The 17,910-nt window shown below is 70.8% G+C and carries 17 protein-coding genes; 4 read left to right on the top strand and 13 right to left on the bottom strand.

What is annotated here, in order from left to right; genetic code table 11:
- The first annotated feature begins 40 nt into the window (after nucleotides 1-40).
- Complete coding sequence (locus ABD327_RS02945; protein ID WP_344448518.1) at nucleotides 41-958, top strand: Rieske (2Fe-2S) protein; 918 nt, start codon at nucleotides 41-43, stop codon at nucleotides 956-958.
- Nucleotides 959-985: 27 nt separating this feature from the next.
- On the opposite strand, the gene ABD327_RS02940 is transcribed toward ABD327_RS02945, so the two are convergent.
- Genes ABD327_RS02940 through ABD327_RS02930 form a run of 3 tightly spaced genes read right to left on the bottom strand, consistent with a single transcriptional unit; the run spans nucleotide 986 to nucleotide 2,838 of the window.
- A complete protein-coding gene (locus ABD327_RS02940; RefSeq protein ID WP_344448517.1) occupies nucleotides 986-1,210 on the bottom strand; it encodes a hypothetical protein in 225 nt (74 codons plus the stop codon).
- A gap of 35 nt (nucleotides 1,211-1,245) precedes the next feature.
- Nucleotides 1,246-2,001 carry a sulfite exporter TauE/SafE family protein gene (locus ABD327_RS02935; RefSeq protein ID WP_344448516.1) on the bottom strand — a complete coding sequence of 252 codons (756 nt, stop codon included), beginning with the start codon at nucleotides 1,999-2,001 and terminating at the stop codon, nucleotides 1,246-1,248.
- A 45-nt stretch (nucleotides 2,002-2,046) separates the two neighbouring features.
- A complete protein-coding gene (locus tag ABD327_RS02930) occupies nucleotides 2,047-2,838 on the bottom strand; it encodes an ABC transporter ATP-binding protein (protein ID WP_344448515.1) in 792 nt (263 codons plus the stop codon).
- A gap of 122 nt (nucleotides 2,839-2,960) precedes the next feature.
- Between ABD327_RS02930 and ABD327_RS02925 the strand changes: the two genes are divergently transcribed.
- Nucleotides 2,961-3,689, top strand: coding sequence for a hypothetical protein (locus ABD327_RS02925; RefSeq protein WP_344448514.1), 729 nt, complete (start codon nucleotides 2,961-2,963; stop codon nucleotides 3,687-3,689).
- A gap of 6 nt (nucleotides 3,690-3,695) precedes the next feature.
- Here ABD327_RS02925 and ABD327_RS02920 read toward each other — a convergent pair whose 3' ends face one another.
- The 5 genes from ABD327_RS02920 to ABD327_RS02900 form a co-directional block, all read right to left on the bottom strand.
- Entirely contained in the window at nucleotides 3,696-5,282 is a 1,587-nt protein-coding gene (locus tag ABD327_RS02920; RefSeq protein ID WP_344448513.1) for a protein kinase domain-containing protein, read from the bottom strand.
- Nucleotides 5,283-5,349: 67 nt separating this feature from the next.
- A complete protein-coding gene (locus ABD327_RS02915) occupies nucleotides 5,350-6,054 on the bottom strand; it encodes an RDD family protein (RefSeq protein WP_344448512.1) in 705 nt (234 codons plus the stop codon).
- A 55-nt stretch (nucleotides 6,055-6,109) separates the two neighbouring features.
- Nucleotides 6,110-6,490, bottom strand: coding sequence for a DUF2752 domain-containing protein (locus ABD327_RS02910; RefSeq protein ID WP_344448511.1), 381 nt, complete (start codon nucleotides 6,488-6,490; stop codon nucleotides 6,110-6,112).
- Between the two features lie 103 nt (nucleotides 6,491-6,593).
- Complete coding sequence (locus ABD327_RS02905) at nucleotides 6,594-7,397, bottom strand: PP2C family protein-serine/threonine phosphatase (RefSeq protein WP_344448510.1); 804 nt, start codon at nucleotides 7,395-7,397, stop codon at nucleotides 6,594-6,596.
- Nucleotides 7,398-7,656: 259 nt separating this feature from the next.
- Nucleotides 7,657-7,842, bottom strand: coding sequence for a hypothetical protein (locus ABD327_RS02900; RefSeq protein ID WP_344448509.1), 186 nt, complete (start codon nucleotides 7,840-7,842; stop codon nucleotides 7,657-7,659).
- A gap of 550 nt (nucleotides 7,843-8,392) precedes the next feature.
- On the opposite strand from ABD327_RS02900, the gene serB reads away from it, so the two are divergent.
- Nucleotides 8,393-9,586 carry a phosphoserine phosphatase SerB gene (gene serB, locus ABD327_RS02895; RefSeq protein WP_344448508.1) on the top strand — a complete coding sequence of 398 codons (1,194 nt, stop codon included), beginning with the start codon at nucleotides 8,393-8,395 and terminating at the stop codon, nucleotides 9,584-9,586.
- An 82-nt stretch (nucleotides 9,587-9,668) separates the two neighbouring features.
- Here serB and ABD327_RS02890 read toward each other — a convergent pair whose 3' ends face one another.
- The 4 genes from ABD327_RS02890 to ABD327_RS02875 form a co-directional block, all read right to left on the bottom strand.
- Entirely contained in the window at nucleotides 9,669-10,139 is a 471-nt protein-coding gene (locus tag ABD327_RS02890; RefSeq protein WP_344448507.1) for a SixA phosphatase family protein, read from the bottom strand.
- Nucleotides 10,140-10,304: 165 nt separating this feature from the next.
- Complete coding sequence (locus ABD327_RS02885) at nucleotides 10,305-12,578, bottom strand: sodium-translocating pyrophosphatase (RefSeq protein WP_344448506.1); 2,274 nt, start codon at nucleotides 12,576-12,578, stop codon at nucleotides 10,305-10,307.
- A gap of 168 nt (nucleotides 12,579-12,746) precedes the next feature.
- Entirely contained in the window at nucleotides 12,747-13,115 is a 369-nt protein-coding gene (locus ABD327_RS02880) for an ATP-binding protein (protein ID WP_344448505.1), read from the bottom strand.
- A 6-nt stretch (nucleotides 13,116-13,121) separates the two neighbouring features.
- Nucleotides 13,122-13,475 carry an STAS domain-containing protein gene (locus tag ABD327_RS02875; RefSeq protein ID WP_106396935.1) on the bottom strand — a complete coding sequence of 118 codons (354 nt, stop codon included), beginning with the start codon at nucleotides 13,473-13,475 and terminating at the stop codon, nucleotides 13,122-13,124.
- A 169-nt stretch (nucleotides 13,476-13,644) separates the two neighbouring features.
- On the opposite strand from ABD327_RS02875, the gene ABD327_RS02870 reads away from it, so the two are divergent.
- The gene (locus ABD327_RS02870; protein WP_344448504.1) at nucleotides 13,645-15,918 is read left to right on the top strand and encodes a DEAD/DEAH box helicase; all 2,274 of its coding nucleotides are present in this window, start codon (nucleotides 13,645-13,647) and stop codon (nucleotides 15,916-15,918) included.
- 384 nt (nucleotides 15,919-16,302) lie between these two features.
- Here ABD327_RS02870 and ABD327_RS02865 read toward each other — a convergent pair whose 3' ends face one another.
- A complete protein-coding gene (locus tag ABD327_RS02865) occupies nucleotides 16,303-17,874 on the bottom strand; it encodes a hypothetical protein (protein ID WP_344448503.1) in 1,572 nt (523 codons plus the stop codon).
- Between the last annotated feature and the right edge of the window lie 36 nt (nucleotides 17,875-17,910).

The raw sequence follows: 17,910 nt of genomic DNA, 5'->3' as shown, positions 1-17,910 counted from the left end.
CGTCGAAGATGCCCGTACAAGGCAGATGGGAAGTCAGCCAGTGAATCGTGAACGAGCAGGCGGGATCGCCAGGAACGGGTCCAGGACCATCACCAGGGCCCACCCCGTGGCGCTCGCCGAGCGCCTGGAACTGGATTCGGCCCTGGACCGCCCGATCCGGATCCTCTCCAAGGCGCTCCGCAAGGCCCTGCCTCCGGGCCCGCTGCGCAACACCCTGCACGGGGTGCAGTTCGGGCACCCCGTGCACGCCCCCCTCACCGACCTCCCCATCGGGGCCTACTGCTCGACCGCCCTGCTGGACCTCTTCCCCGGCACCCAGCGGGCCTCCCGCATCCTGCTCACCCTCGGGCTGGCCTCGTCGGTGCCGACGGTGCTCACCGGCCTGACCGACTGGTCGAGCCTGCACCGGGAGCAGCAGCGGGTCGGCCTGGTCCACGCCATGGTGATGGGCGCCACCAACCTGCTGTACGGGGCGTCCCTGCTGGCCCGGGTCCGCGGCGACCACGGGGTGGGCAGAATGCTGAGCTTCGCCGGGCTCACCAGCATGATGGCGGGCAGCTATCTGGGCGGGCATCTGGCCTTCCGCCAGGCCGCGGGGGCCAACCACGCCCCGTCGATCACCCATCTCGTCCCGCTGGGCTGGCACGACCTGTGCCGGTTGGAGGAACTGCCGGACGGCTGGCCCGTGCACCGCTCCCTCGGCTACATCGACCTCTTCGTGCTGCGCCTGGGGGACGAGGTCCGGGTGCTGGCCGACGCCTGCGCCCATCTGGCGGGCCCGCTGCACCAGGGCCGGGTGGTGCGGGTGCACGACGAGATCTGCGTGGTGTGCCCCTGGCACGGCAGCACCTTCCGGGTGGACGACGGCGCGGTCGTCGACGGCCCCGCCACGAGCCGCCAGCCGGCCTTCGACACCAGGATCAGCGAGACGGGCACCGTGCAGGTCCGCCCGATCTGAGCGGACGGGCGGCCCGGGCCCGTCGGGTCAGTCCTCGCCGTCCATCGGGTGCTCGACCAGGGCGACGACCCGGCTGGCCATGAACCGCGCGGTGCGCACCGGGGTGCCGGTGCGGGTGACCTCGCTGACCTCGATCACCCCGCGCCGGTTGGTGATCTCCACCCGCCGTCCGGCCTTGGTGGCGACGACGTCGTACGTCCGGAGCACGTCCCCTCCGGACTCCACCACGATCTCGACCCGGTCGCCCTTCACCGGCCACCCCCATGAATAGAACTCATATTCGAGTTCTACCCCGTGAGCAGTTTCACAATCGCCACCAAACCAACACAGACAATGACACTTCGCAGCGCCCAGGGCGGAAGCTTCCGGCCCACCGAGGCCCCGGTGTAGCCGCCGAGGGTCGCGCCGAGGGCGATCAGGCCCACCACCGCCCAGTCGACCTCGGCGATGAAGACGAACAGCACGGCGGCCGTCGCGTTGACGATCCCGGTCAGCGCGTTCTTGATCCCGTTGACGGTCTGCATGTCGTCGGGGAGGAAGATCCCCAGCAGCGAGATCAGCAGGATGCCCTGCGCCGCCCCGAAGTAACCGCCGTAGACCCCGGCCAGGCAGACCAGGATCCACAGCAGCGGCCCGCCGTGCCCGACGTCGCCCTTCCGCCGCTTCTGCACCCACCGGTTGACCCTGGGCTGCACCACCACCAGCACCAGCGCGACCGCGATCAGCACCGGAACGATCATCTGGAACGCCGACTCGGGCAGCCGTAGCAGCAGCAGCCCGCCGGCGAGCGCGCCGAGCAGCGAGCCGGCGCCCAGCCGCAGCAGCCGCCCGCCCTGCCCGGCGAGCTCCTTGCGGTACCCCCAGCAGGAGGCGATGGAGCCCGGCACCAGCCCGATGTTGTTGGAGACGTTGGCCAGGACCGGCGGATAGCCCAGCGCCACCAGCGTCGGGAAGGTGATCAGCGAGCCCGATCCCACGACGGCGTTGATCCCGCCCGCCGCGGCGCCCGCCGCGAAGATCGCGATCGCTTCCCACGGTGTCATGCTGACCGATCGTAGAGAGCGACCCAGATCATCCTTACTTCAGGGTCATCTCCCGACAGAACGGGCGTACCACCGGTCGTTGAAGCGCTCCACCTGCAACGGGATGCCGAAGCAGGCGCCCAGGTTCTCGCCGGTCAGCACCTCTTCGATCCGGCCGGCGGCCACCACCCCGCCCTTGCGCAGCAGCAGCGCGTGGGTGAACCCCGGCGGCACCTCCTCCAAGTGGTGCGTGACCACCGCCATCGCCGGAGCCGCCGGGTCCGCGGCCAGCCGGGCCAGCCTGGTCACCAGCTCCTCGCGCGCGCCCAGGTCGAGCCCGGCGGCGGGCTCGTCCAGCAGGAGCAGCTCCGGATCCGGCATCAGCGCCCTGGCGATCTGGACACGCTTGCGTTCCCCTTCGGAAAGGGTGTTAAAGCGCCTGCGCACCAACTCGGTGCAGCCCAGAGCCTCCAGCAGGGCGACCGCGCGACCGACGTCCGTCGAGTCGTACTCCTCCTGCCAGCGCCCCAGGATGGCGTAGGAGGCGGTCAGCACCAGGTCCATGACCGTCTCCCCCGACGGGACCTTCTCGGCCACCGCCGCGCTGGCGAACCCGATCCGGGGCCGCAGTTCGAAGACGTCGGTCTGGCCCAGGGTCTCCCCCAGCACCGCCACCCGGCCCTCGGTCGGATAGAGGGTCGTCGCCGCCACCTGGAGCAGGGTCGTCTTACCCGCTCCGTTGGGCCCGATGACCACCCAGCGCTCGCCCTCGCTGACCGTCCAGTCGACACCGTCGAGCAACACGGCTCCCTCGCGCCGGATCACGACGCCCTCGAGCCTCAGTACCTCACCGCTCATTAAGATCCTCCAGCGTCAACCCTATTGCAGGCGGAGACCACGACCCCGGCTCCGCGGGAATCGTGGAAAGGTCCCGGCGCACCGCCGAGGAGATGCTCCGAAAGCCGGTTATCGTGTTTCTCATGCACGGCTCTCGTCCCTCTCCCACTCTGGTCGCCTGGGCCAACGCCTGGCTCACCGGCCATGTCGGCCTCGACGAGGCCGTGGACGCGGTCGAGCGCGGCGGCCCGCACCTGGCGGGGCAGGTGACCCTGCGCTCCTGGCTGGCCGACCTGCGCCCGCGCGGCCTCACCGGGCTGCGCCTGGCGCTGCCCGCCCCGGGGGATCCGCTGGGCCTGACCGGGCCCGCCGAGTTCAACCAGGCGGCGGTCGAGGCCGGCGAGGGCGTCATCGTCCTGCTGGACGGCTCGGCGGTGGGCCTGGTCCCGGTCGAGGACCGGCGCGGCTCGTCCTACCAGGGCACCCGCTGGGAGCTGTTCCCCGCCCGGTCCGCGCTCCCGGACGTCCCGTCGCTGGCCGACGCCGAACGCCGGCTCGCCCTGGCGATGCGCGAGGTCACCGAGATCATGAGCGGCCTGGACGACATCAACGGCGACCGCTCGGGCGTCCTCAAGGCGCTGCGCGACGACGCCGACAGCGGGCTCGCCCCCGGCTACCCGGCCCGCGCCCACCGGGTCGACGCGCTGGCCACCCGGCTGACCCTGATCCTCGACCTCGCCGACGCCACCGCCGGGCACAACCTCACGGCGGGCCAGATGCTCCGCAGGGCCGACGCGCTGACCCTGCTGGACCAGGCGGTCCGCCGCGCCCGGGTCGCCGCCCACGGCGCGGTCTTCGAACCCGCGAGATGACACCGCTCAGCCCTGGACGACCCTGGTGCCGCACACCTTGTCGGCGAACGTCTGCTTCTGCGGGTCCCACAGCGGGTTGAGGTAGCCGACGAGCAGCGACCACCAGTTGATGATCTGGGCGAAGACCCGGGCGACTCCGCGGACCAGCCCGACCCGCTCTCCCGTCCGGGCGTCCACCACCCGGAGCACGCACATGCCCTTGCCCGGGCTGAAGCCGAGCAGGCCCTCCATCATCCCGTAGCCGAAGTACACGATCGCCCAGACGAGGAACATGGCGCCGGCCTGGGCGTCGGTGAGCTCCGCGTCCGCCGGGTCCTCCCAGGTCACCACGACCAGGAACATGATCACGAGGAAGAAGCCGAGGCACCAGTCGATCATGAACGCGCCGACCCTGCGCCAGTAGGGGGCGGGGCGTCCCGCCCCCCGGGCCTGGCCGTAGGCCTGCTGGGGCGGCGAATACCCCGGAACGAACGGCGGCGGAGGGGCCTGGCGCTGGTAGGACGGCTGGGTGGGCGCCCAGCCGTGGCCGTGGTTCGCGCCGTACGGGGAGTTCTGGGCGGACGGCCGCGACTGCTGGGAGAACGGCAGTTCCGAAGGCGGAGGCGTGGCGGGCCCGTAAGCGGCGTGCCCCGGGACGTGGCCCGCGAACGGCGGCGGCGTCCGCTGGGGCGGAGGCGTGGCCGGCCCCTGGGTGAAATGGCCCGCGGCGGGGCTTCCGAACGGCGGCGGCGTCCGCTGCGGGGAGGAGGGGGAACTCGCGCCGAACGTCTGGGACGGCGCCTGCCGGAGCTCGTCCCGCACGAACTCCAGCCGGCTCAGGGCCGCCTCGGCCGTCCGGGGCCGGTCGGCGGGATCCTTGGCCAGCAGGTCGACGATCAGGCGGTTCAGCGACTCCGGGAGGTCGGGACGGAACGCACGCGGAGGGTCCGGCACCTTCTGAAGGTGGGCGTAGACGAACTCCGGCAGCGTGGTGCACTCGAACGGCGGCCGTCCGGCGACCATCTCGTAGAGCAGGATCCCGAAGGAGTAGAGGTCGCACCGGCCGTCCACCTCGGTCCTGCCGGTGAACTGCTCGGGCGCCATGTAGGCGGGCGTCCCCACCACGGAGCCCGTCATCGTGGCGTCGGTGAACCGCGCGATCCCGAAGTCCAGGATCTTCAGGCCGCCCTTGTTCAGGATCATCACGTTGCCGGGTTTGACGTCCCGGTGCACGACGCCCTGGGCGTGCGCCGCCCCCAGCGCGCCGAGCAGCTCGGCCGCGATCTCCAGCGCCCGCTCCAGCGGGAGGGGCCCCTCCTCCAGGAGGATCTTGAGGTCCCGGCCCTCGAGGTGCTCCATGACCAGGTAGAGCGTCTGCTCGTACTGGCCGATGTCGTGGACGACCATGATCCCCGGATGGGAGAGGCCGGCCCCGATCTGCGCCTCGCCGCGGAAGCGCCGGACCGCGTCCTCGGTGGGGCTGACCGCGAGGGTCTTGATCGCCACCCGGCGGCCGAGCGCCGTGTCACGGCCCTCCCAGACCGCGCCCATGCCTCCCTGGCCGATCTTCCTGAGCAGCTCGAACCGATCGGCGAGTACCAGGCCCTCGTGCAAGGGAGACCTCCGGGATAAACGACAAGCGGGGCGTCCCTGGAGGGACGCCCCGCCCGAAACGAGAACGTCAGACCGACCGGACGGCGACGGTGTTCATGACCTTGTCGGCGAAGGTCTGCTTCTTGGCGTCGAACAGCGGCCACAGGTAGCCGAGGTAGCAGGGGAGCCCGTCCAGGATGTGCGCGAGGTAGCGCACGAACGTCATACCGAAGCCGATCGGCTGTCCGGTCTGCTCGCTGATCACCCGGATGTTGGTGAGCTTCTTGCCCGGCGTCTGGCCGGTCGTGCCCTGCTGGTAGAGGAAGAAGAGCATGACCGCGAAGGCGACCGCGTAGCCCAGCAGCGAGAGGAGGATGCCCGCGCCGCTGCCGCCGCTCGTGGTGGTGGTTCCCGTGACGGGGTCGTACTCGAGGGTGGACGCGCTCATGGCCGCGCCGATACCGGCCAGGACACCGGCCGGGATGCCGGCGATCAGGCCGTCGACCAGGGTCGCGGCGAACCGCGAGCCCCAGCCGGCGTAGGCGCCGTACGCGCCGCCCGCGAAGCCGTAGGGCTGCTGCTGCGGCACGCCGTACTGCGGCTGCGCGGCCGCGGGGAAGGCGGGCTGCGCGGGGTAGGCCGGGGGCGGGGAGGCCTGGTAGGCCTGAGGCTGCGGCGGAGGCGTCTGCGGACCGCCGTAGGGGTTCGCGGGGGGCTGCTGCCCATAACCGGGCTGCTGCTGCCCGTAGCCGGGCTGCTGCTGGCCGTACGGGTCGTAGGGGGGGTTTCCCACGTTGACTCTCTCCTTGTGAATGTGCCGTTGCGTCAGCCGGGTTCGGCGTGCGCTGTCAGAAGATTCCGAACCTGACGAATTGCCAGATACCGGAACCCACTATGGCGGTGCCGAGAATCCAGGCACGCACCTGCGGTTTCCACGTCCGCCATCGGGCTCCGAGCCCCAGCGGCGCCACGGCGAAGACCATGGCTCCGACGAACACCAGGGGATTGGCCGCCAGCGCCCGGAGCAGATGCCCGGACCCCAGCTCGATGAAGACGGTGGTGCCGCCGCAGAAAGGGCAAGGGATGTCGGTCAACGCTCGGAGAGGGCACAGGACGCCGGGGTCGTGGACCCCGTGCGCGAAGGCGACGGACACCGCGAGTGCCGCCATCGCCGCGATCCTGCCCGCGGCCGTCCCGACGGGACGGCTCAGCGCCGCGACCCCCGTCATGAAAGCCTCCACCCGATCTCTCGTCCCTTTGTTGACCCCTTATACCGGCCTGACCACTGCGACTGTCAAGCCGGGGAATCGTTGCGGGACCAGACCGTGATGGTCAGGTTCCGGCGACCGCTCCCACCAGGGTGGGACGCTGGATCGGGCCGCCTGGTTCTGCCTCGAGCACATCTGCCACGACGCAGGTGATGTTGTCGGGTCCCCCGTGGGCGCGCGCGGCCTCGATGAGCCTGGCCACGGCCCGTTCGCGCTCCTTCTCGGCGGAGAGGATGTCGAAGATCTCCTGCGGGCCGACCGGGCCCGACAATCCGTCGGAGCACAGGAGGTAGCGGTCGCCGAGCCGGGCGTCCCTGGGCGCGAGGTCGGGGTCGCGGTCGGGGCCGCCGTCCAGCACCTTGAAGAGCATGTGGGACAGGTGCGAGTTCTCCCCGGCGTCGCCGCCGTCGGCCAGGAGCTGGGCGAGGGTGTGGTCGCTGGTGATCTGGAAGAGCACGCCGTCCCGCAGGAGGTAGGCCCGGGAGTCGCCGATGTGGGCGATCGCGAACCTGCTGGTGCCGTTCCACAACATCGCCGTCAGGGTCGTGCCCATCCGGTTGAGTTCGGGATGGGCGGAGATCGCCTGGCCCAGCGCCTTGTTGACCTCTGAGACGGCCCGCGCCAGGGTGCTCTGCAGTTCCACGTCCGCCACCGGGGCGTCGAACCGGCGCAGCGCGTTGACGACGGTGGAGCTGGCGACCTCGCCGCCGGCGTAACCGCCCATCCCGTCCGCTACGGCCAGCAGGAAAGGACCGGCGTAACCGGAGTCCTCGTTGTTCTCCCGGTTGCAACCGATGTCGGAACCCGCTGCGTACCTGATTGCGACGTTCATACCAGTTTCGATGACGATCTCCTTGCGGTGGTTCATTACACCACCGCGCCTAGCGACCCTGCGAGCGGCCTGTGGTCAGCGTAGTGGGTCACCGTCCTCCAGTCCGGTCCGCAGGGCGGCTTTGTGCCCCTTCCAAAGCTACTGCGCCACCGAACAATTCGGGATCGGTCTCCAGAGCCAGACCATTCGCCTTCGCTACTTCCGGGGAATGAGTTCCCCGGAACCACCGGAGCCAAGGGGTGATCTCCGCGACACCGCCCTCGCGGACGCGACCCGCGGCGCGGGCCGTGCGCGCTCATCGTTCGTCCCTCATGAGCAGCCTCTTCTCGTACCGCCGGTCCTTCTCCTCGCCCACCGCCCAGAACGAGGCGGTGCCGGACATGCGGAACACGGCGATCGGCCTCCAGCCCTGGCCGGTCCGGCGGCCCGAGGCGGTGCGGTGGAGGATCTTCGCGTCCTCTGAGGATCGGGAGAACCTCACGCCGATCGCGTAGCGGCCGCCTCGGCCGTCGGGGGCCTGGGAGACCAGTCGCCTTTGCCCGAAGCCCTGTTCACGTGTCCAGGAATTGCCGTCTCAACGCAGTTGGTAGGGCGATTCCGCCATGACCAGAAGCTCACGCGGACACACCAGGGCCCGGTGACCGACCATTCCGCTCACGGCGATCACCCCGCCGTCGAGGACGGCGAGCGACGAGTGACCCGTCCATCGCCCGTCCTTCTTCCTCGTGACGGCCCTGTTCTCAGGATGGGCCTCTCCGAAGGGGACGGGATGCCGGCGGACACCGTCGAAACGCCAGGCGCCCGCCAGCCGGGACGGTGAGATGACGCGTTGCCTCTCCGAAGGCTTGCGGGCCGAGCCGCATTCCTTTGAATCCGGTCGGACCAGAGCCGGGAGCCTACGCTCCGGCGAGGGAAAGGAAAGGTCAACGGGGCGGTCCCGGAAGCTCTGCACGGAGGGGCGTGCGGTGATCGTCCGAATGCTGGACTCGATGCCCGGCGGGCGGCTACGGAACGGTACCGTTGGCATCGGTATGGAACGGACGCTGCTCATCACACTGACCGGCAAGGATCGCCCCGGGGTGACCTCCCGGCTCTTCGGCACGCTCGCCGGCTTCCCGGTCGAGGTCTCCGACGTCGAACAGGTGGTGATCCGCGGCCGTCTGATCCTCGGCGTGCTCGTCACCCACACCTCCGAGGTGGACCCCCTCTGGGACGCGGTCAAGAAGGTGGCCGACGACCTGGAGATGGAGGTGGAGCTGTCCTCCCCCGGCGGCTCCAAAAAAACCAGGCGCAAACGCTCCCAGCTGCACGTGACGGTGCTGGGCAGCCCCCTGACCCCCGCCGCGATGGCCGGGGTGGCCGGCCGGATCGCCAGCCACGGCGCCAACATCGACCGCATCGAACGGCTCGCCAGCTACCCGGTGACCGCGATCGAGCTGCTGGTCTCCGGCGCCGACCCCGCCTCGCTGCGCGCCGCGCTGGCCGCCGAGGCCGCCGAACGCCAGGTGGACGTCGCCGTCCAGCGGGCCGGGCTGCACCGCAAGGCCAAGCGCCTGATCGTCATGGACGTCGACTCCACCCTTATCCAGGGCGAGGTCATCGAACTGCTGGCCGAGCACGCCGGGCAGCTCGACAAGGTCGCCGAGATCACCGAGGCCGCCATGCGCGGCGAGCTGGACTTCGCCGGCTCCCTGCGCGAGCGCGTCGCCCTGCTGGCCGGGCTGGACGCCTCGGCCATCGACGCCGTCCGCGACAGGATCGAACTCGCCTCCGGCGCCCGCACCCTGGTGCGCACCCTCAAACGGCTGGACTACAGGTTCGCCATCGTCAGCGGCGGCTTCACCCAGGTCACCGACGCCCTCGCCGCCGACCTGGGCATCGACTACACCGCCGCCAACACCCTGGAGATCGTCGACGGCAGGCTCACCGGCCGGGTGGTGGGCCCGATCATCGACCGGGCGGGCAAGGCCGACGCGCTGCGCCGGTTCGCCGCCCAGGCGGGCGTCCCGATCTCCCAGACGGTCGCCGTCGGCGACGGCGCCAACGACCTGGACATGCTCCAGGCGGCGGGGCTCGGAGTGGCCTACAACGCCAAGCCGGTGGTGCGCCGCGCCGCCCACACCGCCGTCAACGTGCCCTACCTGGACACGATCCTCTTCCTGCTGGGCATCTCCAGGGACGAGATCGAGGCCGCGGACGCGGCGGACGCCGAGAACGCCTCCTGAAGGTTCCTCCGAGTCCTCTCGGCGGGGTCTCCTTCCCGGGTCCCCCCGGGATCCGCCCGTACGCCCCTCGCCGCGAACCGGATCAGATGGTCCTGGGAGTCCGGTAGTCCAGGAGCGTGCCGCCATGCGCCTGCCAGTCCGCCAGTTCGATCACGCCGAGCGCGCAGGTGGGGAAGTCCTCGACCTGCTCGTTCCCCACGACGATCACCAGTTCGTGCACCGTCGGATTGTGGCCCACCAGCAGGATCGTCCCGGCGTCCTCGGCCTCAGCGCCGGCGAGGCGGACCAGGTCCAGGAGGTCGCGGCCGTCCCCGGTGTAGATGGACCGCTCGAACCGCACGGGAGCGGACAGGCCCAGCCCCTCCAGGGTCTGCCTGGTCCGCAGCGCGGTGGAGCAGAGCACCAGGTCCGGCTCCATCCCCTGGGCCCGCAGGAAGTCGCCCATCGCGGCGGAGTCCCGCCGGCCCCGGTCCGCCAGCGGGCGCTCGTGGTCGGCCAGGCCCAGCCCGACCTCCGCCTTGGCGTGGCGCAGCACCAGCAGCCTCTTGCTCACGGGGCGACCGACCATGCCAGAAACCACAAGATCGCCATGACCAGGAGCATGCCACCAAAGACGGCGACGAACCCTTTAGCACCATTCATGGCCCAAGCGTAAGCGTCCCACGCGCCTCTCCAGCACCACTCCGTGAATGAACTTCCTCTCCCCCGGAACGGGCCCTCATCGGCGGGTGGCGCGCGGCAGCGGAGCCCCGGTCGCGGCGCCGCGGTGCCTGGAGGCGACGACCGCGGCCACGAGCACGGCCACCACCACGATGGTCACGCCCGCCCGCAGGACGGCGTCGCCCGCCGCGGCGACGACGGCGGGTGCGATCAGCAGCGAGACCAGGTTCATCACCTTGATCAACGGGTTGATCGCGGGGCCCGCCGTGTCCTTGAAGGGGTCTCCGACGGTGTCGCCGATGACGGTGGCGGCGTGGGCCTCCGACCCCTTGCCGCCCAGGCTGCCGTCCTCGACGACCTTCTTGGCGTTGTCCCAGGCTCCCCCGGAGTTCGCCAGGAAGACCGCCATCAGGGCTCCCGCGGCGATCGCCCCGGCCAGGAAGGCGCCCAACGGGGCGTAGCCGAAGGCGAACCCCACCGCGATCGGCGTCAGGATCGCCAGCAGGCCCGGAGTGATCAGCTCTCGCTGGGCGTCCCTGGTACAGAGGTCGACCACCCGGTCGTAGTCGGGCCGCTCGGAGAAGTCCATGATCCCGGGCTTGGTGCGGAACTGCTCTCTGACCTCGACGACGACGCGGCCCGCCGACCGTCCCACCGCCATGATCGCCAGACCGGAGAAGAGGAAGACGACGGAGGCTCCGACGAGCAGGCCGATGAGGACGTTCGGCTGGTCGACCGAGAGGTTGAAGTCCAGGAAGGCGGCGCCGATGGCCCGCTGCGCGTCCCCGCTCGCCTCCTCCAGTGCCGCCTCCACGGTCGTCCGGAAGGAGCCGAACAGGGCCGTCGCCGCCAGGACGGCCGTCGCTATGGCGATGCCCTTGGTGATCGCCTTGGTGGTGTTGCCGACGGCGTCGAGGCGTTCGAGGACGGCCGCGGCCTCGCCGTTGACGTCGCCGGACATCTCGGCGATGCCCTGCGCGTTGTCGGAGACGGGACCGAACGTGTCCATCGAGACGATCACCCCGACGGTGGTGAGCAGTCCCGTGCCCGCCAGCGCGACCGCGAACAGCGCGACCGTGGTGTTCCCGGAGCCGAGGAGGAAGGCGCCGTAGATGGCCCCCGCGATGAGGAGAGTGGAGTAGACGGCCGACTCCAGGCCCAGGGCCACCCCGGAAAGGATGACCGTCGCGGGGCCCGTACGGGCGCTCTGAGTGACCTCCTGGACGGGTTTGCGGTTCGTCTCGGTGAAGTAGCCGGTGAGCAGCTGGATCGCGCCCGCCAGGACGATGCCGGTCAGCACCGCGCCGATCGCCACGAGCCGCGGGTCGGCGTCCACCCGGACGCCCCCGTCCAGCTCCGCGAAGGTGGACGGCAGGTACAGGAAGGCCGCCACCGCCACCGCCACCGCGGAGATCGCCGCGGCCAGGAAGAAGCCCCGGTTGATCGCCGTCATCCCCGAGCGGTCCCGCGCCCTCGGCGTCACGGCGAAGATGCCGATCACCGCGGTGACCACACCGATCATCGGCACGAGCAGCGAGAAGACCATCCCCTGCGCGCCGAACGCGGCGCCGCCGAGGATCAGCGCGGCCACGAGCATCACCGCGTAGGACTCGAACAGGTCGGCCGCCATGCCCGCGCAGTCTCCGACGTTGTCCCCCACGTTGTCGGCGATCGTCGCGGCGTTGCGCGGGTCGTCCTCCGGGATGCCCTGCTCGACCTTGCCCACCAGGTCCGCGCCGACGTCCGCGGCCTTGGTGAAGATGCCGCCGCCGACCCGCATGAACATCGCCAGCAGCGCCGCGCCGAACCCGAACCCCTCCAGGACGACGGGCGCGTCGCCCCGGTAGACCAGCACGACGAGGGCCGCGCCGAAGAGGCCGAGCCCGACGGTGAACATCCCGGCGACCCCGCCCGTCCGGAAGGCGATGCGCATCGCGGTCCGCTCCCCGGCGTCGCGTGCCGCGGCGGCCACCCGGACGTTTCCCCGGACCGCCAGCCACATGCCCGCGAATCCGGTGATCCCGGAGAAGAGCGCGCCGAGCACGAAGAAGACCGACCTGCCGATCCGCACCCCCGCGCCCTCCGCGGGCAGCAGCAGGAGGAGCAGGGGTATCAGCACCACGAAGACGCCGACCGTGCGGAACTGGCGTTTGAGGTAGGCGCTCGCCCCCTCCTGCACGGCCAGCGCGATCTGCTGCATCCGGGGGGTGCCCTGACCCGCCGCCAGCACCTCGCGGACCAGCCCGCCCGCGACCGCCAGGGCCAGCAGGGCGATCACCGCGACCATGGAGACGAGGAAGAGATCTCCCCCGCCCAGTGCGACCTCGCCCATGCGTCCTCCCCGGGTCGTGTGGTGCGCTCCGGGAAAGGTATGCACGGCTTTTGTGCCGGGAAAAGTACTAAATTCTCACAAGAACGGTAATTTTCTTACTCTGGACGAATCGGCGCACACACGCAAAAGACCTCACGTCTGAGAACGTGAGGTCTTTTCGGGGATGAGTCAGCGCGCCGGCCAGCTCATGCTGATCGTCGTTCCGGTCTCCGAGGAGACGATCTCGAGCTCGTCGGCGAGGCCCTTGATCACCGCCATGCTCAGACCGTCTTCCTCCGGCTCATCCGGGACCCGATCGCTGACCGAGACCGAGAAACGGCCCTTGCCGTCGGTCAGGTTCAGCACCACGGGTTCCTCGGGACAGTGCTTCTGGTGGGCCTCCACGGCGCGCGAGCATGCCTCGCCCACCGCCAGACGCACCTCGTCCAGCAGCGGGTCGTCCACACCGCTGCGCAGCGCGACCGCCTTGGTGATCATGCGCGCGGTGCGCACATGGATCGGCAGCGCGCTGAACGCGACCTCGACTGTAGAAGACACGGGAGACTACTTCGCGCTCTTGCGGTTCTCCCGCGCCTCCTCGAGCGAGGTGTGAATCCCGAAGACCTTGGTCAGCCCGGTGATCCGGAAGATCTTGAGAATGCGCTCCTGGGTGCAGACCAGTTCCAGCGAACCGTCGTGCGCCCGGACCCGCTTCAGCCCACCCACCAGGACGCCGAGGCCGGTCGAGTCCAGGAACTCGACCTTCTCCATGTCCACGAGGAGGTGGAACTTGCCCTTGTTGACCAAGTCGATGAGCTTCTCGCGGAGCTTCGGCGCCGTGTAGACGTCGATCTCCCCCTCCACGTTGATGACCGTGAGGCCGTCGTCGGTGGTGTAGTCGTTCACCTTCAGGTCCACAGAACCTCCTGCGCATTCCTGCCGCAATGTAATCGGACGTCGCAGCGCTCGTCCGTCGAAATTCAACCATGCCCCGGAGACGTGTCAGCACGGAATCCTCTGTTCACATGGTCCGGCAGGGGCCGAAACCTCGATCAGGGGGCCGGGGCGTTCCGTGGTCCTTCCCACGATGCAAGACTGGAAACCTGTGTCCGCACACGAACTTCTCCGGCATCTGCTGCGCGATCCGAGGCGCCGCGGACGGGTGACCCATGTCGAGACGGTTCCCGCGCGGGCCGCCTCTCCGGCCGGATGGCCCGACTGGGCACCGGATCCCGTGCGTTCCGCGCTGAGGTTCCCCGAGCTGTGGGAACACCAGGTCACAGCGGCTTCGCTGGCCCATGAGGGACGATCTGTGATCATCGCCACAGGGACCGCCTCGGGCAAGTCGCTCGCCTACCTGCTGCCCTCGCTGAGCGCGGCGCTGGACGACGAGACGACGCTCTACCTCGCGCCGACCAAGGCGCTGGCCCATGATCAGGAACGTTTCGTGTCGGGTCTGGGAATTCCCTCCGTGCGCGCCGCGACCTACGACGGGGACACTTCGCCGGATTCCCGAGATTGGATTCGGCGTTACGCGAACATCGTTCTCACCAATCCCGACATGTTGCACTACGGAGTGCTTCCCGGACACTCCCGATGGGCCTCCTTTCTCCGCCGGCTGCGCTATGTCGTGATCGACGAGGCGCACGGCTACCGGGGCGTCTTCGGCTCGCACGTCGCGCAGATCCTCCGGCGGCTGCGCCGGGTCTGCGCCCGTTACGGGGCCGATCCCACCTTCGTCCTGGCCTCCGCGACGGTGTCGGACCCCGCGGCCTCGGCCTCGGTGCTCACCGGACTGCCCGTCGAGGCGGTCGTCGAGGACGGCTCGCCCCGGGGCGCGACGACCTTCGCCTTCTGGGAGCCGCCGCTGCTGGAGGACGAGGTCCGCAGGCCCGCCCCCGCCGAGACCGCCGACCTGCTGGCCGACCTCGTGACCACCGGGGCGCAGACGCTCGCCTTCGTCCGCTCCCGGCGCGGCGTCGAGACGGTCTCGCTGGCCGCCCGGCGCGCCCTGTCGGAGGTCGCGCCGGAACTCGCCGACCAGATCGCCGCCTACCGCGGCGGCTACCTGCCGGAGGAGCGCCGCGCCCTCGAGGCGGGCCTGCGCTCCCGCTCGCTGCTGGGACTGGCCACGACCAACGCCCTGGAGCTGGGCATCGACGTCTCCGGCCTGGACGCCGTGCTGATCTGCGGCTGGCCGGGAACCCGCGCGTCCCTGTGGCAGCAGGCCGGGCGCGCCGGCCGCGGCGGCCAGGACGCGCTGGCCGTCCTCATCGCCAGGGACGACCCACTGGACACCTACCTCGTCCACCACCCGTCGGCGGTCTTCGGCACCCCCGTCGAGGCCACCGTCCTCGACCCGGCCAACCCCTACGTGCTGGAGCCCCACCTGTGCTCGGCCGCCGCCGAGCTTCCCCTCACGGACGAGGACTTCACGCTGTTCGGGCCGGAGTCTCCACAGCTTGTGGACGACCTCACCGCCCGGGGACTGCTCCGCCGCCGCCCCACCGGCTGGTACTGGACGCACCGGCGCCGGCCGTCCACCGACCTACGCGGCTCGGGACCGTCCGTCGTACAGGTCGTCGAAGCCGGCACCGGCCGACTCCTCGGCACCGTCGACGAGGCGTCGGCGCACGGCAGCGTCCACGAAGGCGCCGTCTACGTCCACCAGGGCGAGTCCTTCCTGGTGAACCTCCTGGACCTCGACGACGGCGTCGCCCTGGTAGACCCGGCCGTCCCCGACTACTCCACGTCCGCCCGCTCCACCACCGACGTCCACATCCTCGACGAGGAGAAGTCCCTCTCCTGGGGCGAGCACGCCACCCTGCACTTCGGCACCGTCGAGGTCCGCCGCCAGGTCGTCTCCTACCAGATGCGCCGCCTCGCCACCGGCGAGATCATCGGCGAGAAGCCCCTCGACCTGCCCGAACGCGTCCTGCGCACCAAGAGCGTCTGGTGGACCGTCTCCCCCGGGGCCCTGGCCTCCCTGCTGGCCGCCGAGCCCGGCTTCGACGCGCCCGGCGCCGCCCACGCCGCCGAACACGCCTCCATCGGCCTCCTGCCCCTCTTCGCCACCTGCGACCGCTGGGACATCGGCGGCGTCTCCACCCCCCTGCACCCCGACACCGGCCGCCTCACCGTCTTCGTCTACGACGGCCACCCCGGCGGCGCCGGCTTCGCCGAACGCGCCTACACCTCCGCCCGGCCATGGCTCCAGGCCACCCGCAAGGCCATCGCCTCCTGCGAGTGCGAGCACGGATGCCCGTCCTGCATCCAGTCCCCCAAGTGCGGAAACGGCAACGAACCCCTGGACAAACAGGACGCGCTGGCGCTCCTGTCCGTCCTCCTCACGCGCCCCTGACCTCGTCCCGCGGGGCAGGGTCAGCGGCGGAGCCGGATGGTTCACGGCGCGTGGAGGGGGTCCGAACCCGTGGGGCGGGGTCCATCGGCCCAACCGGGCAGTTCGCGGCGCGTGGAAGGCCCGCCCGAACCCGTGGAGCGGTTCACGGCGCATGGAAGGCCCACCCGCTCCCGCGGAGCGGTTCACGGCGCGTGAAGGGCGTCCGAACCCGTGGAGCGGGGTCCATCGGCCCAACCGGGCAGTTCACGGCGCGTGGAAGGCCCGCCCGCTCCCGCGGAGCGGTTCACGGCGCGTGAAGGGCCTCCGAACCCGTGGAGCGGGGTCCATCGGCCCAACCGGGCAGTTCACGGCGCGTGGAGAGGTGTCCGAACCCGTGGGGCGGGGTCAGCGGCGGAAGAGGCCGCGGCGACGGCGGGGGTGTTCGAGGACCTCCGTGCGGTCGCCGGCCTCCTCGGACGGGTCCTTCGGGTCCTGCGCCGACTCGGGGGCGTCGGCCTTCGCCAGCTCGATCAGGGCCGCCAGGGCCGCGTCGGTCTTCTCGTCCGCCTTCGGGGCGCCGTCGGGGTCCTGCTCCGACCGGTCGAAGATCGTCGTCTCGGGCTCGTCCGGGTCTGGCCCGTCGATGCCCGTCCTGTCCAGGTCGAACGCGGTGACGTCCGGGTCTGCGGCTTCGTTCTCGTCCGTCGTGCTCGTCGTGTCCGCGCCGAATGTGGACTTCGGCGTGTACTCGAGGTTGAGCTCGTCCGGGAAGTCCTGGTCGGGGTCCGCCGTGCGGACGATCGAGCTCAGCTCCGGGCTCTCGGGCTCGGCCTTGCCCTTCTTGAACCTGCCGCCGCGCTTGGGCTTCCTCGCGCCCTTCTCGTCCTCGTCCGAGGACCCCTCGCCGGCGCCGCGGGCGGCGGCGAGCGCCGCCTCGATGTGCAGCCGGTTGGCCTCGACACGGGCGTGGGCCGACCCGGTCACGACCCGGGGACCTCCCGGACCGGTGACCCGCGCCATGCGCAGGCGACGCGTCCAGGTTCCCAGGTGGGCCGCGCACAGCAGCAGGACGAGCGCTATCGCCATGCTCTTGCCCCACTGCAGGCTCTCGTCGGCCAGCGTCCCCGTCAGCCCGGTGGTGCTGTCCATGCTGACGACCGAGGGGTCGAGGACCTCGGGGTCGGTGGGCGTCGGATAGGTGATCACGCCAGGGCTCTCGGTGCTGAACCCGTCGGGGTTGGGCGCCACGGAGGGGAGGGCCGGACCCTGGGACTGTTCAGGCCACGTGTAGGTCGACGGGCCGGGCGCCGGAGCGGGGCCGCTGTTGTTGTCGTTCCCCGTCTGGGGCTGCCCGGTCCCCTTGAGCCGGACGGTCCGCGTCGTGGCCCCCGAAGCGGCGGCCCCCGACCGTTTGGCGACCACCTGGATCGTCGCCTGCCCGCTGGCGGAGGGGCCCGCGGCCAGCGTCACGCTGCACTGCGCCCCGCAGGAACCGGCGGAGATGCTCTTGCTGCCGATGTCACCCGAGAGCGTGTAGCCGGTCAGGTCCGGCTCCGTGCCCTTGTTCCACTTGACGGTCACCTTGTTGTTGGCCGTCACCGACGCCGTCACGCCGCTGGGCGCGGACGCGGGCACCGCCATCCGGAACGTGCTCGAGGCCTCGTCCCACGGAATCAGGGCGTCGAGCTTGACCTTGACGGTCCCGTTCGGCGTGGTCTTCCCGTTGATCGTGTACGTGAGCCACTTGTTCTTCCCGGTGGCCACCGGGCGACCGTCCACGTGCAGGGTTCCGCCGCCCGCCGCGGACTTCACCCTGATGGTGACCGACGAGGACGTGATGACGGAACCGCTGGCCGGCGTGATCTGGGGGGCCGCCGCGGCTTTCGCCTGCGCCGGAACCCCCGCGCCGAGCATCGTCACCAGCGGAGCCACGGCCACCAGTGCCTTGAGCCACACGCGCAAGATTCCCTCCGCCACACCCGGTACCTCAGTGCTTGAGGCAGCGTATATGAC

Source organism: Actinocorallia aurantiaca (genome assembly GCF_039533685.1).
In the GTDB taxonomy this organism is placed as follows: Bacteria; Actinomycetota; Actinomycetes; order Streptosporangiales; family Streptosporangiaceae; genus Actinocorallia; species Actinocorallia aurantiaca.
Note: the sequence above shows the minus strand (reverse complement) of the source record. Positions and strands in the feature narration are given on the sequence as shown.